The sequence below is a fragment of the Blautia sp. An249 genome (genome assembly GCF_002159835.1).
Taxonomy (GTDB): domain Bacteria; phylum Bacillota; class Clostridia; order Lachnospirales; family Lachnospiraceae; genus Blautia_A; species Blautia_A avistercoris.
In genome coordinates this window covers 24489-41422 of record NZ_NFJL01000014.1, presented here as the reverse complement: position 1 = coordinate 41422, position 16934 = coordinate 24489, and the positions used below count along the sequence as shown (strand labels likewise).

Below are 16934 nucleotides of genomic sequence, written 5' to 3'. Positions count from 1 at the left end.
TACTGGTAAAAATATGAGCCGCTTATTGCGACACATGATAAATACCTATTTGGTTTTTTTATTTTCCTCCCCCGTCCAAAGCGGGGGATTGTTTCAAAGGTGCAGCGCAAAGATAAGAAATTCACGAATCCTTTTTGACTTCTCTTCCTGTGTCAGATCTTGCGCCAGCAAGATGCCAAGCTGCCCATATACGCAGAACGACGCAGCGGCCTGTATATCGTCAAACTGGAGCTCACCCTTTTGTCTGGCCCGCTGCAGCAGCTTTTCTACAAGGGGAACCAGCTTTTCACATACTTTGAGAGAAAGCTGATCGTGAAATTTTTTGTTCTCTGCTCCGTGAAAAACAGAATAATATGGCGTGTTCCGTTCTTCCACAGTGAAGGTCATCTCTTCGATCATCTGACGCAGAGTTTTGTCGTTATTCTTTTCTGAACCTGTAAACTGCGCCACCAGGATATCCGCATATTGTTCAATGGCGCTGTCAAACAGAGCTTCTTTGGATGGAAAATAGCGATAACACAGACCTTGTGCCACACCGATTGCTTTTGCTATATCTGTAATCGAGGTTCTTTCATATCCATTTTCCCCGAACAATTTAAGGGCAGTATCTAAAATCTCCTGCCTGCGCACTTCCGGTTCCTTTGTAACCCGCATAACCTCAACCTCCTTTCCACCAATCAGTATAATACCTTTATCTAAAAATGTCAATGAATAACATTCATTCATCATACTAAACACTCATAAAATATCCCAGAGGATCTTTCCCCTGGGATTTCTGTGAATTTATATCCGATGCCTCATACAGTCTGGTTTTCTTACGCTTTTTGAACTTGGCTGCCAAACAAATATTTTGTTGATACCGGGCCAATACAGTGCCCGGCTGTTTTGTAAGGAGATTGTTTTCCTTTTTTGCTGATGATCACCTCCCGCAGTACTTTTCCGTCAAATCAGGTAGAATCGTCTGCCCTATTGGTTCTACTAATCTTGCTCTTGTTTAGCTGCCGCTTTCAGCCTCAAAAAGCTCTCGGTGCTGATAACGTGTTCCATCCGGCAGGCATCGGCCTCCGCTGTCTTAGGGTCAACACCTGCGGCAATCAGCTGCTCCGTGAAGAAGCAGTGCTTCTCATAAATCTGCTCGGCAGCTTCCCTGCCTAAATCGGTCAGGTGGAGAAAGCGATCTTTGTCCATTGTGAGAAAACCGCCGTCCCGCAAGGTAGCCACTGCATGGCACACACTGGGCTTTGACACTTCCATGTGCCGGGCCACATCTACGGAGCGCACCATACCAAGCTTCTTTTGTAAAATAAGAATGCTTTCCAGATAGTCCTCCCCGGACGCATGAAGTTTCATTGTTACCTCCAATCAAGCAGAAATTTTTTGTTCGGCGTTCCACATAGCTGCATACTTTCCACCTTTCGCCAGCAGTTCATCGTGAGTACCGGCTTCAGCAATTTTCCCGTCAGATACCACAAGGATTTGATCTGCATTTTTGACGATGGACAAAGTATGAGCAATCATTACCACGGTTTTTTTCTCTTTGAGAAGATTGGCAATCGCCTGTTTCACAGCCAACTCATTCTCGATGTCAAGGGACGCTGTTGCTTCATCCAAAAGCAGGATCGGGCTGTTTTTCAAAATGGCACGGGCGATTGAAATGCGCTGGCGCTCTCCGCCGGACAACAGGTTTCCGTTCTCACCGGTCGGCGTATCATAGCCCTTCTCCATCTTACGGATGAAACTGTCACAATTAGCCTCCCGGCAGGCAGCCTCGATTTCCTCGTCCGTGGCATTGGAACGAGCGTGGCGAATATTGTTCCGGATCGTATCGTCAAAGAGGAACACATCCTGATCTACCATAGAGATTTGTTCCAGTACACGCTCGGCAGCCACATGGTTGATTGGTTTGTCACCGATTGAAATGGTTTCTCCATTCGCCTCGTAGTATTTTGCGATCAGGTTCAGAATGGTGGATTTGCCGGAACCGGAGTCCCCGACAATGGCCGTAAGCTTCTGGTCCGGCACCGTAAAGGTGGCGTGTTTCAGCACCGGCTCTCCGGGTACATACGAAAAGTCCACATTGTCGAAGGTAATTTCATGGGTAGCTGTCCGAAGCGGCTCCATGCTGCCTGTTTCCTCCTGCTCATTCATTACACCGAGAATTTTATTTTTCGAGATCATCAGGTTTTTATAGCTGGTGAGGTCTACAAAAATGGCGTTGGCCAGTTTGGAGCAAAACAGCGGCAGCATGCAGACCAACAGATAGGAAACCGTGTCGATGGCCCCAACGCTCCACGGGGCATAAGCAATCCAGATGACCAGCGGACAGGACAGCCAGATCAGGATGCCAAGTCCTGCGCCCACCGGAAGTACCTTGGCCTCATATATAAAGCTGATGCGGCAGAAATCCCTCATGGCGTTGATGACCGTCTTGTTCTTCAAGCCACCCACGCCATAGGCCCGGAAGGTCTGGATGCCGGATACATACTCCACAATACTGCTGACGTTCTCCGCACAAATCTCATTCTTTTCCTGGCCGTACTTCTTTACCATACGGAAAGAAAGCCACAAGCCAGGAAGCAAGAGCAGATCCGCTGCCAGCAAGATCAGGCCGGCGGGAACACAGACTGTCATGACAAACACGATCAGCATAATAGATAAGGCAAAGTTTTTCGCCAGATCCCCGATTTTGTGGGTCAGGATTTTTTCATAGTTGTTTACATCACTTGTAATGGCATTGATATAATCACCGGTCTGTCCCTGAGTAAACCGGAACAGCGGGATACGCTTCAAATGGTCGCCCATAAAAAGCCGGATGTTTTTGCTGACCTCTGCGCCGCCGATCTGCGCTTTGGTATAGCCGTAGCTGTAAATCAGAATACGAAGCAGGAAAATGACTGCAATTACACCAGTCAATAGCAAAGCCCGGTTCATGTCAAACTGCCCTGACCACAGAAACTGCATGACAGAGTAAAGAAGCATGAACAGGCTGCCGGAGAGAAGCCCTTCCAGGACGGTTCCGCCAACGCCAATATAAAAATTGCGGTTCTTTTTTAATACATCATGGCTCATGCCACCCTCTCCGACTCCTTCTTGACCATTCACCTTGTGCTCATTCATCCAGCTCGCCTCCTTCCAACTGATAAGTAATATTTCGGGCCGCTTCGTAATCCTCCCACGCTTTTCGATAGTAGGCGTTGTTCTTTCTGACTTCCTCATGAGTGCCAGCGCTGGTAATCGTATGGTTTTCCACCACGGCCACCCGGCTGCACATTTTCAATGCGCTCAAACGGTGCGCTACCACAATAACTGTTTTGCCCTTACAAAGATTTTGAATGGCTTTATCAATCTCCATCTGGTTTTCCGGATCTGAGGCGCTTGTGGCTTCGTCCAAAATCAAAATGGGGGCGTTCTTCAGGATAGCGCGGGCAATGGCAATCCGCTGTTTTTCACCGCCGGAGAAGCGGGAGCCGAAGCTGCCCACCTTCGTGTCATATCCATCTGGCAAAGACATGATGAACGCATCAATCTGTGCCTCTTTTGCGGCTGCCCGCACTTCTTCCAAAGTAGCGTTGCTGCCCATACGGATATTTTCCAGCACACTGTCGCGGGTGAGAAATGTCTTTTGGAATACGATGGCTACATTCTTCAGAATGGTATCGTAATCCAGCTCCTTGACATTTTTCCCGCCAATCAGCACTTCACCCTCCTGCACATCGTAAAACCGGGAAATCAGTTCGATCACTGTGCTTTTACCGGCGCCGGATCGTCCCACAAGAGCCATGCGTTCCCCGTCATTGATTTTGAGGTTGACACCTTGCAGTACATCGGTCTTGCCATCATAGGAAAAACGAACATTCCGAAGTTCAATATCGTGATTTTGGGGGAAATCGGTTCCACCCTCACGGCCCAGGCTGCCCTCCCTGCCCCCTTCGGAGCCATTCACCTTATAAATGGGAATATCCAGTATCTCTTTGGTCTTAGTAACCGCATTGAGTACATTAGCGAAATTTGTTCCTAGCTCCTGTAATGGCCGGATTTCTGTCAGATACATGGAACCCACATAAACAAACAGCAGAAACGCACTGGCTGCCAGCGAGCCTTTCAGGAAAAACATCCCGCCGATTGGAACCATCAGCAGCATCCCACATTCAATAATAACTACAAAAACCGCATAGGGCGGCCCCATACGCCGGGACGTTTCATTCCACATGGCGTTTTCTTCCTGGATAGCGCCGGAAAACTTCTGAAACGATTTACTCCCCATATTATAGGCTTTAATCAATTTCATGCCGCTGATATATTCAATCATGACAGAGTTCAGCGTAGTGATGGAACGGTTAGCCCGATCCATCAGATCGTCCGTGTTGCGGAACATCATCCCCATCACCATTATGGCCAGAGCCAGCGGAATAAGGGAAATCAAGGCCAGCGGGATATTAACAGTCATTAGATAAGTAAAAACCACCACTGGTCCCACCAGATAGCAGACCAAATCCGGCAGATTGTGAGCTAAAAATAGTTCCAGCTTTTCGATGTCCTCATTCAGCACGGTCTTAATGTCCCCGGTCCGCCGTTCATTCAACGCTCCCAGCGGCACCTTAGCCATATGCTCCGCTACCATGCAGCGAACCTTGAACAGTGCGCCATAGGCTCCCTTGTGAGATACCACCCCAGACGCCCCAAACAGCATAAATCGGAGTACCACAGCCGCAGTCACAGCAGCCACAACCCGCACCATCAGTTCTAACGTGCAGGTCCCGCTAAAGGCGGCGTCCATCAGCCGGTAAATTTCAATATATGGCACCACAATACACAGGCCTCCGGCCATCGCCAGAAGTACTGCCAGAAACAACCATACCTTTTGTCCTCCGGCCCAATGGAGCAGCAACGCTACCCGGTTCTCTTTTTTCTGCCTCATAGATCACCTCTCCTTTCCATCTGAAACAGAGAACAGCTCTCTCAATTTCGGGAGGGCATCCATTGTAACTGGTACATCATCGGGCATTTCGCCCTCGTCAAAATGCAGGACACGGGAGCAAGTCCGGCAGACAAATTCAAAATCATGGGTGACAACGAAAATAATCTTTCCTATATCGGATAACCGATGGATCAGTCCTGCCACCTGGGTCATGCTGTCAAAGTCCAGGCCGCTGGTTGGCTCGTCAAATACCAGCAAATCCTTCCCACAGATCATGCTGACCGCGACGGCCACTCGCTGCTTTTGACCGCCGGAGAGTGTGTTCGGATGGCGTTCCCGGTATGGGCTAAGCCCCAGTTCCTCCAAAGTCGCATTTACCAGCGTTTGATCTGGATTACGGATGCCAAAGGAGCACTCTGCCTCTACGCTTTCGGCAAAAAGCTCATAATTTACATCCTGCATCACCATATAGGAGCGTTTCAATCTTGTCTTGCGCTCCATCAGCTTACTTTCCCATAAGAATTGCCCATCGCTGTCTTTGTGAAGCCCGCAGAGAGCGCGGGAAAATGTAGTCTTTCCGGCCCCGTTATGACCGACCACGCCAATCACTTCACCTTTTCCTGCGGATAAGTTAATATCATGCAAAATAGTTCGTTTCTTGTAACGGAGCGTCACATTCCGCAGCTCCAATACCGGGATAGGGGCAAGCGAGCAAGTTTTGGGTGGAAATACCGCCCGCAGATCGACTGCCCGCAGACCCATGCGTTCACGCTCCTGTTCCGATAGCTGTTGAAATTCTTCCGGGGTATAAATCCCTTTGATTTCTCCTTTTTCCAGATAAACGATCCGGTCGGCCAGTTCCATCAGGTAGTACAGCCGGTGTTCCGCTATCAAAACCGTTTTGCCCTGTTTTTTTATCAGCCGCAAATGTTCCCTCAACTCCAGAATAGAAGTCATATCCAGATTAGAGGACGGTTCATCCAGTAAATAAATCTGCGGGTTCATGGCGTAAACAGAAGCGAAGGCGATTTTCTGCTTTTCACCGCCAGACAGTTCAAAAATATTCCTGTTACGCAGTTTTTGAATACGCAGGTCTTCGCTTGTCTGTTCCACTCGCTTTATCAGCTCTTGTGAAGGACGGGCCTCATTTTCAATCCCAAAGGCAATCTCGCTGTCGGTATCCACATTGAAAAACTGTGTCCGTGGATTTTGAAAGACCGAACCAACCTTTGCGGCAATCTGGTACATGGGAAGGTTGCTGATTTCCTGACCGTCTACCAGCACACGGCCCTGAAGTTCTCCCTGGTAAAACTGAGGGATTAGTCCGTTTACCAGTCTTGTAATGGTTGTCTTTCCGCACCCGCTGCGGCCGCAGAACAGGACGCATTCTCCGTCCGAAATCCTCAGATTGATGCCGCGCAGCCCGTCATGTTCCTGCCCGGTATAGGAAAACGATACATTTTCAAACTCGATCAACCAATCACACCTCCCCGCACACACAACTCAAAAATCAGAAAAGATACAGCAACAGCCATAGCTCCCCAATCAGCAGCTCCGCATTTTATCTGGACAAGGCAGGTGCGGGGATGGGGATTTTCAATTCCACGGGTGACAGAGGCGATGGAAAGTTCATCCGCCGCTTTTGAAGCCGCCATCATCAAGGGCACATAGATACACTCAACCATCATGCCCGGATGCGCCAGGAACCCCGCCAGAGAAGGAGAAACATCCCGCATCCGCATAGCGTCCTTGATATAATGCCAGTCCTCTTGAATGGTTGGAATATACCGCAGCATGACTGCCAGGGGGATGACTAATTTTTTCGGCGCATGGGCACGGTTCATCCCTGACAGAAATTCATTGACTTTTGTGGTTGTCAAAACTATACCGGCCAGTGTTCCGCAAGCATAGACTTTATGGAACAAACCTAAAAAGGCGATGAACATCGTCCGCAGTGTCCCTGTCATTTCAGCCATAATCCAGACTGTCAGAACACATATAACCGCATAAAAGCATACTGCCTTGAGGACATATTTCCATTTTCCAAAGAAGGCTCCCAATACCGCAATCAGTACAACAAGGACAAATTGGTATGTGAGAGAAGGGGCAAACATGGACGCCAAAACACATATCAGGATAAGCAAGAGCTTGGCCCGTGGGTCAAGCCAAAGCCCTTTCTTCTGGCGTTCTCCGCTCATGCTGTGATACCCGCCTTTTCAAACTGCTTTTTCAGCATTTTACAGCCTACAAAGGCGCTGATTGCAGATGTAATAATAGCGGCGGCAAACATAGCGATCAGAATGCCGGTGTTGGCAGTTGCCTGCATGGTGTCAATGTAGCTTTGTTCCGTTCCATTCCCAAGCATGGTCTGCGCCCATCCGTTGGGATCGGCAAAGAAAACAATGTACGATCCCGTTCCGCCCAGGGAGAACAGGATATACGCCAGGCTATTCAGCTCCTTGCTCTTGTACTGTCTTGCACCGGCAACAAAATCAGCGACAACCGCCATCATCAGATAGCCTAACGCAAAGGCCCAGTGCATACCGGTCACGAACCAGATCATGCAGATTACAACGCCCAGGATGGAGAGGCTCCACCGTTTCTGAACCTTGGCGATCATCAACAAAAAGACTGGCCCGGTAAGTAAGCCGCTCCCGGCTGGCATGAAAAATGTAAGCACTGGGTTAGGCGCAAAAAAGATACCTCCCACTAAGACGAAAACGAATACCAACGCAGTAAAAATGCCTGTCGTTACCAGGTCTTTCACCGTCAGACCCTTGTTCATAGAATTTGCTTGATTACTCATTTTGATCCTCCTACCTTTCGTTGTCTTGACTCGACAAGTGGTTTGTGATATTCTTTGGTTAGGTTCCGCTAACCATCATCTAATACAGTACGCTTGTGTCGAACAACATTCAATAGGTTCCGGCAATATTCGTCCGTTCCTTTCAAAAGTTCGTCCAATCGTTGCAAAAAGGAGGCGGTCTGTTTTCATGTCTGAAATTATTGACCAGTTTTATACGCCTTTGCTGATGGAACATGGTTTTATCCGTGATCCGGATGACCGGCAATACGGGGCATTAGGTGTCTGCTGGAAACTCTCTCCCGAAATCGGAGAAGGTACCTACTGGACTTACGGGCAGAAAGACCTATATGATATTAAAATCCATAATTTTTCCTTCCATAAGGATTTCATGCTGGAATTTTCTCTGCCGGAATGTTTGAGTATCACCCGATATGACTCCATCTCCGGAGAAGAATTATCGCCATACCGCAGGCTGTCTGCCGGTTGTATCAAAACCTTTATCGGAGGCTATGCGCCCTATAAAGCATTGATCCATAAAAATATTCCGATCCGTTCGATTGGGATTGAAATCACGCCTGCCTACTATGAGGATTATCTGAAAAAGCTGTATCCAGAAGCACAGCTCAATCCCGTTGACGCTTTTCGTAAAATCGATCAGACTGCAGATTTCCCGGAAATGTCGCGGCTGCTCACAGAGATTAAGGACTATCGCGGGGAAGGGATTGCCGCAAAACTTTTTTATGAGGGGAAAGTCGCGGAGGCGGTTTCAATGGTGGTGGAATACCAGAAGAAACATCCTGATAAACCAGCCCATAAGCTCTCGCGGCAGGATGTGGAAAGTATCCAGACGGTCGGCGCTTATCTTAGCGACCACTATGCTTGTGATATTCCGCTGGAACGGCTGGCGCAGATCGCCTGTATGGGAACGACAAAGCTGAAAAGCTGCTTTAAAAAATACTACGACTGCACCATCACAGAGTATATTCAGCAGCGGCGTATGAGCCAGGCAGAATATCTGCTGGCATATACAGAGTTGACCGTAGGACAAGTTGCCCAAACGGTTGGGTACTCAACTTCAAGCAGGTTCGCTGAATTGTTTCGCAAGAGTACCGGATTGCTGCCGTTGGAGTACAGAAAAACTGCGCTGCGGAAATAAAATGGGAGCTGTCCTCCTAAGGTCATGGGAACAATCTCGGACTTTTAGGTTATTTTACAGTCAAAAAGTGCCTTCTGAAATATTGTACCGCAAAGTTGCCACCGCATGGCACACGCTGGGCTTTGACACTCCCATGTGCCGGGCCACATCTACGGAGCGCACCATGCCGAGTTTCTTTTGGAGAACAAGGATGGTTTCCAGATAGTCCTCCCCGGACGCATGAAGTTTCATTAAGACCTCCTTCTATCAAGTTAAACTCCAGCCGGCAGCATTTTTTCGGATATTTACAAAATCCTGATAAATACCCGGCTGATTCAAAAGTCCCTCGTGAGTGCCACGCTGTGCAATCTGGCCGTTATTGATAACTAAAATCTGGTCAGCACTTTGAATAGTATTTAGCCGGTGTGCAATGACCAGAAGCGTCTTGCCTTTCACCAATTCAGAAATGGCCTCCTGGATGTAACTCTCGTTGTCAGTATCAACGCTGGCCGTGGCTTCATCCAAAATCACAATCGGTGCATCTTTCAAAATACAGCGTGCAATGGAAATACGTTGTTTTTCCCCACCGGAGAGCGTAGCGCCTCCTTCACCCACAACAGTCTGGAAACCATCCGGCAGAGCCATGATAAAATCATAACAACGCGCCTTTTTCGCTGCCTCATAGACTTCTTCCTCAGTAGCATCCGGTTTTCCCATACTGATATTGTTATAGATGGTGTCCTGGAACAGATATACCCGTTGAAAGACCATACTGATCTGCTCCATCAATTCGGACAGCGGTATATCTCGAATATTTATGCCTCTGATGGTCACTTTGCCGGACTTCACATCCCATAGACGGGCCAGCAGATTTGCAATGGTAGACTTGCCTCCGCCGGAAGGCCCTACCAAAGCTGTCATGGAATTTTTGTTCATATCAAAACTGATATGATGCAGCACTTCTTTCTCCTGATAAGCGAAAGCGACATCCTGAAATTGTACTTCCGGCTGTCCCGGCTGAGCCTGTGTCGGAAGGTGCTGCCTGCCGGTATCGGGAAGTTCCTGCTCATCCAGAACCGCTTCAATACGATCCAGAGCTGCGTTCATTACTGTCAGGCGGGACGCTTCCCCATAGAGTGCTTTCAGTGGACCAAAAAGGTCAAATACAAACAGCAGGACACCCAGCACATAGGCCAGAGAAAACGAACCATTTTGTTCCAGCACAATAGACAGGCCGAAAATCGCCGCTATGCCAATACCATAGAGCACGTTGAGCCCTACGGTCCACGGGGTCATTTTTCGCTCAAAAGCAAGGGATGTATCTCTGGACCGTCTGAAATTTCCAGTCAGTTCTTCCGATTTTTCACCTAAAAGGTTATAACTTTTAATTATGCCAATCCCCTCCACAAAGGACAGGACTGCATCTGTCAGACGTTCACTCTGTTCCTGGCGTCCTGCGGCCTCCCGCAAGGAAACTTTATTCATTCCCCTGGACACCAGCCATGCGAAAACTGTTACAGCCGCAGCAATCAGACCGAGCTGCCAGTTTAAATAGAACATAAACGCCAGCAAAACCAGAGAAGATAACAGATAACTCATCATATTGCCCAGGGTACTCATAGCCACTTCCTCAATAAACACCATATCAGTGCTGAGTACAGAGCTTATCTTGCCGATATTTCCAGAAGTAAAATAACCCATAGGAAGTTTCCGCAGATGACCGCCCAGTTCCATGCGTTTATCTGCAAACAGCAAATATCCCGCCGCACTTTGCAGGCTGTCACTGAGATAATGGACAAGCATCTGCACCAGCACCGACGCAGCGAGGCCGATGCCTACATAGAGGCAGGTCTGTCCGGTCAGGGTTCCTGCAGCAAAGCCGCTTAAAACTACAAAGGCCAGGAAAATCGGCATTTTGGCCAGGATAGATTCCAGAAACGCACAAACAAACGCACCCTGGATGCGGCCTTTATAACGGCCGGATAGTTTCAAAATTCTTGAAAACAATGCAAACATTTATTTCCCCTCCTTTGCGGTGTGGACTTTCCATTCGGCGCTGTCCTGCGCCGCCTTCCACAACTTCTGATATTCCGGGCAGCATTGGATCAGTTCCTGATGTCTGCCTGTTGCCACCATCTTTCCGTGAGCCATCACGCAGATCTGGTCAGCGTTCATAATGGCAGGCAATTTATGCGCAATAACCACCAGGGTCTTGCCCTTCACCAGTTCCGCAATGGCCGTTTCCATCTTTTCCTCATTCTCCGGGTCAGCGTAGGCGGTGGCCTCGTCAAGCACCACAATAGGGGCATCCTTCAAGATAGCACGAGCCAGAGAAATACGCTGCCGCTGGCCGCCGGAAAGCATCTTTCCCGCATCGCCCGCCATGGAATGGATACCCTGGGGCAACTTCTCCAAAAACTCCATGCACTGGGCCTTGCGCGCTGCCTCCAAGACCTCCTCATCGGTAGCATTCAACCGTCCAATGCGGATATTCTCCAGCAGAGAGGTGTTGAACAGGTATTGATCCTGCGCCACATAGGAAATACGGCTGTTCAGAGCTTCCAGGCTCATGTCGGAAAGGTTCTGTCCGCCGATGGAAATACTTCCTTTTTGCGGGTCATGGTAATGGATAAGCAGTTTCGCCAGAGTGCTTTTGCCCGAGCCGGACTCTCCCACCAGGGCCGTTTTCTGTCCGGCTTTTGCAACAAAAGAAATATCATGGAGTACCTCATCCTCCACCACCATGGGCTTTCCGCCCGGGCCAGGCTGCATGGTCTGATAGGCAAAAGAAACATGGTCGTAAGCAATCGTGTTATCTTTGCCGTGGAATCCATCGTCAGTCTGCCGAAGCTCCGGCGCGTCCAAAACCTGCTCCAATGCTGAAATCTTGTAATTAAGCTGTGGCATGGTGGGCAGGAATCCGAGAGATTTAAGCAGCGGCATACCGATACTCAGGGAAAGGCACAGTATCAAGATCAAATCCGGCAGGGCAGACCAGCCGGAAAGGACAAACCATGCTCCCAGCGGCAGGGTCAGGATAATCGTACAGGGCAACAGGCTGCTGTAAATTGCCATCCAAGGCCATGCCGCCTTATACCATGCCAGAGTGTAGTCACAATAATCCGATACGTCTTTGCGGAACCGTTCATAGGAATCTGCATCCTTATTGAATACCTTGACAACCTCCATACCGTTAATGTACTCGATGATGGTGTTGTTCATCTTCTGGCCGGCCATATAATAGGGCCCCATTTTTTTCATGCCCACCGAGTACATGGTCATCATAGCAATCAGACTTATGGGGATAGACGCCAGCGACAGCAGCGCCAGTTTCCAGTCCACAAAAAACATTGCCACATAAACCGCAATCGGGATCATCAGATTAGCAATCCCTTCCGGCATGGAGTGAGCCAGTAAAACTTCCAGGCTGTCCACATCATCCACAAACAGTTTCTTGATTGTGCCGGTGCCTTTGTCCTGGATTACACCAAGCGGCAGCTTTTCAAACCGCTTTTGCAGGGCGGTTCGCAGGCGGAGCAGGGTGTCATAAGCTGCCTTATGCGAAATATTTAAGCCAACGCCGTAGAGAATGGCTTGCAGCACCAGGCACACGAAAACCAGAATCACGCGCAGAATCATGAATGACACATCTATTGCATCTCCCATAACCAACGGCGCGATGACCTGATAAGCCAGCACGAAAGGAAGAACCCCCATTAAGACGCTGACCAGTACCACCGCCGTTGCCGCATAAAGCCCCTTTTTATGGGGACCGGCATATTCAAATACTTTTTGAAACATAATCACAACCTCCCATCAGGTAAAATACTTTTCAGACAGAGCTTTCAAAATTTCCGGCGAAAGCCTGTGGTTTTGAATCGCTCCGTGATCGTCCAGTTGAACCACTTCGGTACAAGTACGGACGATAAACTCAAAATCATGGGACACTACAAAAACAATCACCCCGGAATTTGAAAGCTGTTCGATTAAGCGGCTGACGCGTACCATAGAATCATAATCCAGACCGCTGGTAGGCTCGTCAAAGTAGATCACCGGGCTGTCTTTTACGATTGCGGCTCCAATCGTTACCCGCTGTTTTTGCCCGCCGGAAAGAGAGGCCGGATGCCTTTCCCGGTATTCTGAAAGTTCCAGAGCTTTCAATGTGGCATCAACTTTTTCCTTGCAGTCCTCTTTTATTCCCAGAGAAAGTTCATCTTCTACGCTGCTGGCAAAAAGCTGATAGTCTGTATCCTGCATCACAAGATAGGAAAGCGCCCGCCGCTGCCTGGGGGAAAGTTTCTTTCCATCAAAGCAAACCTCGCCATGCTGCTGCTTTAAGAGGCCGGTCAAAATCGAAAGAAGTGTTGTTTTCCCTGCCCCGTTATGGCCCAGAATACCAATCACATCTCCTGCGTGAGCCTCAAAGCTGACGTTCTGAAACACCTCTGGCCCTTTCTTGTAGGAAAACCCTAAACTATTTACTTTCAGGAGATGTGTTCCGTTATCAGCACGTTCCTTTCCCCGGTAATGTTCTGCGTCACGCTCAGGATATGCTGTCCGCAGACCATAAGAAATGCGGGTTTCTTCCGGCAGAGCGCAAAATTCTTCCTTTGTAAATTCCTGTTCAATCTGCCCGTCTTGAATAAGAAATACCCGGTCAATCCATTCCCGCAGATAGTAGAAACGATGTTCTACCACAAAAATCGTATATCCCTTCTTTTTGAGTTTCCCCATAATCTCAGCCAGCCGTTTGGTAGCCGCATAATCCAGGTTCGCCGATGGCTCATCGAAAATATAAACCTTTGGGGCAAGCGCGTAGACGGAACCGATTGCAATCTGCTGTTTCTCCCCGCTGGACAGGGCAAAAATGCTCCGGTTCAAATAATCCGCCAACTCCAACTCCTTTGTTGATTTTGCAATCCTATCAATCGTTTCCTCGCGGCTCAGACCGAGGTTTTCACAGCCAAAGGCCAGTTCCCGTGTAGTATCCGTCATAAAAAACTGGGAACGCGGGTCTTGAAATACGGTTCCAACCTGCCCCGCCAACTGTGAAGGCTGCATTTCTAACAGAGAATGTCCATCCATCAGAATATCGCCTTTCATTTCGCCCGGATAAAAGTGCGGAATAAGGCCATTGAGCGAACGGATCAGCGTTGTCTTTCCACAGCCGCTGCGTCCGGTCAGAAGGATAAACTCACCGGTCTTTATGGTCATATCAATCTTGTGAAGGGTGAAATCCTGGCTTTCTTCATAACGAAAGCTGAAATTTTGAAATGAGATCATCGTCAAACCCTCCACAAAATAATTTCACCGATTTTCGTCTGGTCAAGGAACAGCAAAACAGCCAAAAAGAGAATGCCGAGCAGGGAAACCGCAATCTCCGGCCAGGAAAAACGGATTGGGCGCAGCGCATAACGCTTACACTCAAGCTCCAGCCCTCGTGTTGTTCCAGACGCCGCTAATTCATCAGTTACTTTCAGGCACCGCATTAACAGCGGTATCAAAATGTACTCAATGGTTGCGAGTGGATGAGATACCCGTTTCCAAAGAGTATCACTGATCCCCCGAATGTCCATTGTATTGCGGATTTGCCTGTATTCAATCCGCAAGGTCGGAATATAGCGGAACATGACTACCAGCGGAATTGTGACCGCCTGCGGCAATCTCATTCGCTGAAGGGACACCATCAAATCATCCATGTAGGTTGTCCGCAATATCCACAGTCCCATCATCACAATGGGGATAAGTTTCAGAACCGTTACGCCAAAAACGCTCATAATCACACTCAAAACCGGTACCTGCACATAGCGAAGCAATGCGTTAAGATAGGCTACAATGATATATGACACAATCATTTTCAATGCCCATTTCCCACCATTACCGAATGCGATGAACAGACCATAAACCAGCATCAGGGCCAGACTGACAACTTCACCAGCCAGAAAATAGCTGACAAAGCCGATGCAGACCAGGAGCAGTATTTTGCAGCGTGGGTCCAGAAGCGCCGAACCGTGTAGGGATTGACGCTCAATCATCTGTTTGATTTGTGTTTCTTCCATTCCGATGCCTCCCTATAAAAATCGAAGCGCGGGACTTTTTTGCCCCGCGCTCTGAAATCAGGCATCCCGCTTGCCTGCGTTTTGTCCGATAAATTTCAGGGGGCTGTATCCTGTTACTTTACTGAAACGAGCCCAGCCTTAATAAAGTGCTTCTTCAACGCTTTCTGTCCGATCAGACCGCCAATCAGACCACCGACCAGACCGGCGGCAACAATGACTACCAGCATAGGAACGGAAGTAATATTTAACATTCCATCGATGTATTCCTGGGCGATGTTGTTCTTCTCCATAGCTCCGACAAAGGCGCTCTGAAGGAATTTAATGGGGCAGATGGCGCTGAAAGCGAAAATGGCACTGAACAGCGCATAAGATGCCATCATGGATTTCATTGTGATTTCTTTCCGGCCCATAACCAGGAAATCACAAATTACACCGCCGATTACCAAGCCGATAGGGATAAACCAGAAGGCGCCCACGAGCAGGAACAGGATTGCCTGGATTGCAGCACAGATTGTGAACACACCCTTTTTCGGAACCTTTGCCAATAAGAGCATCATCACGATACCATTTGGAATGGCAACGACCGATGGGTAGAACACATTTGTTACCGGGCCTGCGACGCTCATAATTGTGCTGATGATCATGCAGATAATCCACATGAGGGCAGTCAGGACACCGATGAGAATAAAGTCTTTTGCATTTAACTTTTGTTTCATGCTTTGCCTCCTTGTTGGAATTAAAATGTGGTGTAGTTAGTTTTTTCTAACCACACCACATAGAATAGCAGTTATCTTAGACTAATCCAACCCAAAACCTGCCCATTTTGACCCAAAAACGGTCAGGGCTTATTTTTAGGATTATCAAACCGGCTTTCACGATAGTTTTTCGGTGCTACGCCATATTTTTTCTTAAACGCTGCCGCAAAATTGCTTGGCTTTCCATAGCCTACAATCGCAGCAACCTCGCTTACATTCCAGTCGCCTTCTAAAAGAAGCTGCGCCGCCTGAACCAAACGCTGTTCAATGACATACTGATGGATCGGCATACCGTAAAATGACGAGAAGCCTCGTGTCAATTTCGTAACGCTTAGATGAACCAAGCGGGAAAGTTCTTCGCATGAGGGAGCAAAGGCAAGCTGGCTGTCTATAATCCGTTTTGCCTCCATAATGGCAGTTCTCTCAGTTCGGGACATGGAAATATTTTTTCCCATCAGGATGTCCAGTTCCAGCACTTCACCCAGATAAATGGACAACAATTCTAACAGTTTCCCATCCAGATACAAGTAACCCAATCCACCGCGGTATTGCGTAAACTGGCTTGTCTCCGCCAAAATCTGTTCCATAGCCGGTGTTACTGGTACTTTTGAAATTCCGTTCAGAAGTTTTTTTTCATAAGCGGCAGCCTCCTGCCCGTCAAAGTAATCGGTAAGAAGCTGCGAAAAATAGGTGATTGGTATTTTGATACTTTTGAACGTGAAATTACTGTCTTTTGTATAGCATATATATTCCGTTCCGCCATGACCTGCATAAATACAGGATTCCCGTTTCTGAATCGTGATAGATTTGTTTTCATCCATCATACCCCATGAAATGCCGTCATTCAGGCAGAAAATAATTTGGATATATTCTTTGCTTACCGGCCCCTGCACATTCATGTCTGCTTGATAGCACATCTGCCAGTCTGAAAGGATAATCCCATGTTTGATTTTTGTTTGAGAAATTCTCCCCCGGCCCAGATCAGATGGAATATCCATTAAAATTGTTTGAGGAGAATTGGTTATCAAGTCGTTATAAAGTTTTCCGAGATAACGGCTTCCGTGCGTCATGATCTCATCTCCATGTTCATAATAGTTAGTCATTACTAATCTAATAATATATCCAAAGCAGCCGTATAGTCAAGGAGGAGAAACACTTTTTCCTTACACGAAAACAGTGTTGCAGCCTTTTCATCCCTTTTAACAAAGAAAAAAGCACCTTGTTCCGGCAACTGGCCGTATTTAGGTGCTTACTCTGATAT

At 48.1% G+C, this 16934-nt stretch carries 14 protein-coding genes and 1 pseudogene; 1 reads left to right on the top strand and 14 read right to left on the bottom strand.

Translation table 11 applies throughout. From position 1 onward, the window contains the following. Positions 1-93: 93 nt before the first annotated feature. The 7 genes from B5F53_RS13275 to B5F53_RS13245 form a co-directional block, all read right to left on the bottom strand. Positions 94-654 carry a TetR/AcrR family transcriptional regulator gene (locus B5F53_RS13275; protein WP_087224222.1) on the bottom strand — a complete coding sequence of 187 codons (561 nt, stop codon included), beginning with the start codon at positions 652-654 and terminating at the stop codon, positions 94-96. Positions 655-978: 324 nt separating this feature from the next. Further along, the gene (locus B5F53_RS13270) at positions 979-1350 is read right to left on the bottom strand and encodes a metal-dependent transcriptional regulator (protein ID WP_087224220.1); all 372 of its coding nucleotides are present in this window, start codon (positions 1348-1350) and stop codon (positions 979-981) included. A gap of 12 nt (positions 1351-1362) precedes the next feature. Continuing rightward, positions 1363-3117 (bottom strand): ABC transporter ATP-binding protein, encoded by a 1755-nt coding sequence (locus B5F53_RS13265; RefSeq protein ID WP_330396206.1) that lies wholly within the window; start codon positions 3115-3117, stop codon positions 1363-1365. After that, on the bottom strand, positions 3110-4918 hold the full coding sequence (locus B5F53_RS13260; RefSeq protein WP_087224218.1) for an ABC transporter ATP-binding protein: 1809 nt from the start codon (positions 4916-4918) through the stop codon (positions 3110-3112). The genes B5F53_RS13265 and B5F53_RS13260 overlap by 8 nt, the downstream gene beginning before the upstream one ends. Positions 4919-4921: 3 nt before the next feature. Next, a complete protein-coding gene (locus tag B5F53_RS13255; protein ID WP_087224216.1) occupies positions 4922-6394 on the bottom strand; it encodes an ABC transporter ATP-binding protein in 1473 nt (490 codons plus the stop codon). After that, a complete protein-coding gene (locus B5F53_RS13250; protein ID WP_087224214.1) occupies positions 6391-7116 on the bottom strand; it encodes an energy-coupling factor transporter transmembrane component T in 726 nt (241 codons plus the stop codon). Before B5F53_RS13250 ends, B5F53_RS13255 begins: the two co-directional genes overlap by 4 nt. Further along, on the bottom strand, positions 7113-7724 hold the full coding sequence (locus tag B5F53_RS13245) for an MptD family putative ECF transporter S component (RefSeq protein WP_087224212.1): 612 nt from the start codon (positions 7722-7724) through the stop codon (positions 7113-7115). Before B5F53_RS13245 ends, B5F53_RS13250 begins: the two co-directional genes overlap by 4 nt. Positions 7725-7911: 187 nt before the next feature. Here B5F53_RS13245 and B5F53_RS13240 point away from each other — a divergent pair, with 187 nt between their 5' ends. Beyond that, positions 7912-8880 (top strand): AraC family transcriptional regulator, encoded by a 969-nt coding sequence (locus B5F53_RS13240; protein WP_087224210.1) that lies wholly within the window; start codon positions 7912-7914, stop codon positions 8878-8880. Between the two features lie 87 nt (positions 8881-8967). On the opposite strand, the pseudogene B5F53_RS13235 reads toward B5F53_RS13240, so the two are convergent. From B5F53_RS13235 to B5F53_RS13205, 7 genes and pseudogenes are all read right to left on the bottom strand, one after another. Beyond that, positions 8968-9111: pseudogene (locus tag B5F53_RS13235) on the bottom strand (metal-dependent transcriptional regulator); the annotation flags it as partial. A gap of 15 nt (positions 9112-9126) precedes the next feature. Continuing rightward, a complete protein-coding gene (locus tag B5F53_RS13230; RefSeq protein WP_087224208.1) occupies positions 9127-10875 on the bottom strand; it encodes an ABC transporter ATP-binding protein in 1749 nt (582 codons plus the stop codon). Beyond that, entirely contained in the window at positions 10876-12660 is a 1785-nt protein-coding gene (locus tag B5F53_RS13225; protein WP_087224206.1) for an ABC transporter ATP-binding protein, read from the bottom strand. A 15-nt stretch (positions 12661-12675) separates the two neighbouring features. Then, on the bottom strand, positions 12676-14142 hold the full coding sequence (locus tag B5F53_RS13220) for an ABC transporter ATP-binding protein (RefSeq protein ID WP_204246938.1): 1467 nt from the start codon (positions 14140-14142) through the stop codon (positions 12676-12678). Between the two features lie 2 nt (positions 14143-14144). Further along, positions 14145-14918, bottom strand: coding sequence for an energy-coupling factor transporter transmembrane component T family protein (locus B5F53_RS13215; protein ID WP_087224202.1), 774 nt, complete (start codon positions 14916-14918; stop codon positions 14145-14147). Positions 14919-15031: 113 nt separating this feature from the next. Next, positions 15032-15634 carry an MptD family putative ECF transporter S component gene (locus B5F53_RS13210; protein WP_087224200.1) on the bottom strand — a complete coding sequence of 201 codons (603 nt, stop codon included), beginning with the start codon at positions 15632-15634 and terminating at the stop codon, positions 15032-15034. A gap of 122 nt (positions 15635-15756) precedes the next feature. Then, positions 15757-16743, bottom strand: coding sequence for a helix-turn-helix domain-containing protein (locus B5F53_RS13205; RefSeq protein ID WP_087224198.1), 987 nt, complete (start codon positions 16741-16743; stop codon positions 15757-15759). Positions 16744-16934 lie beyond the last annotated feature (191 nt).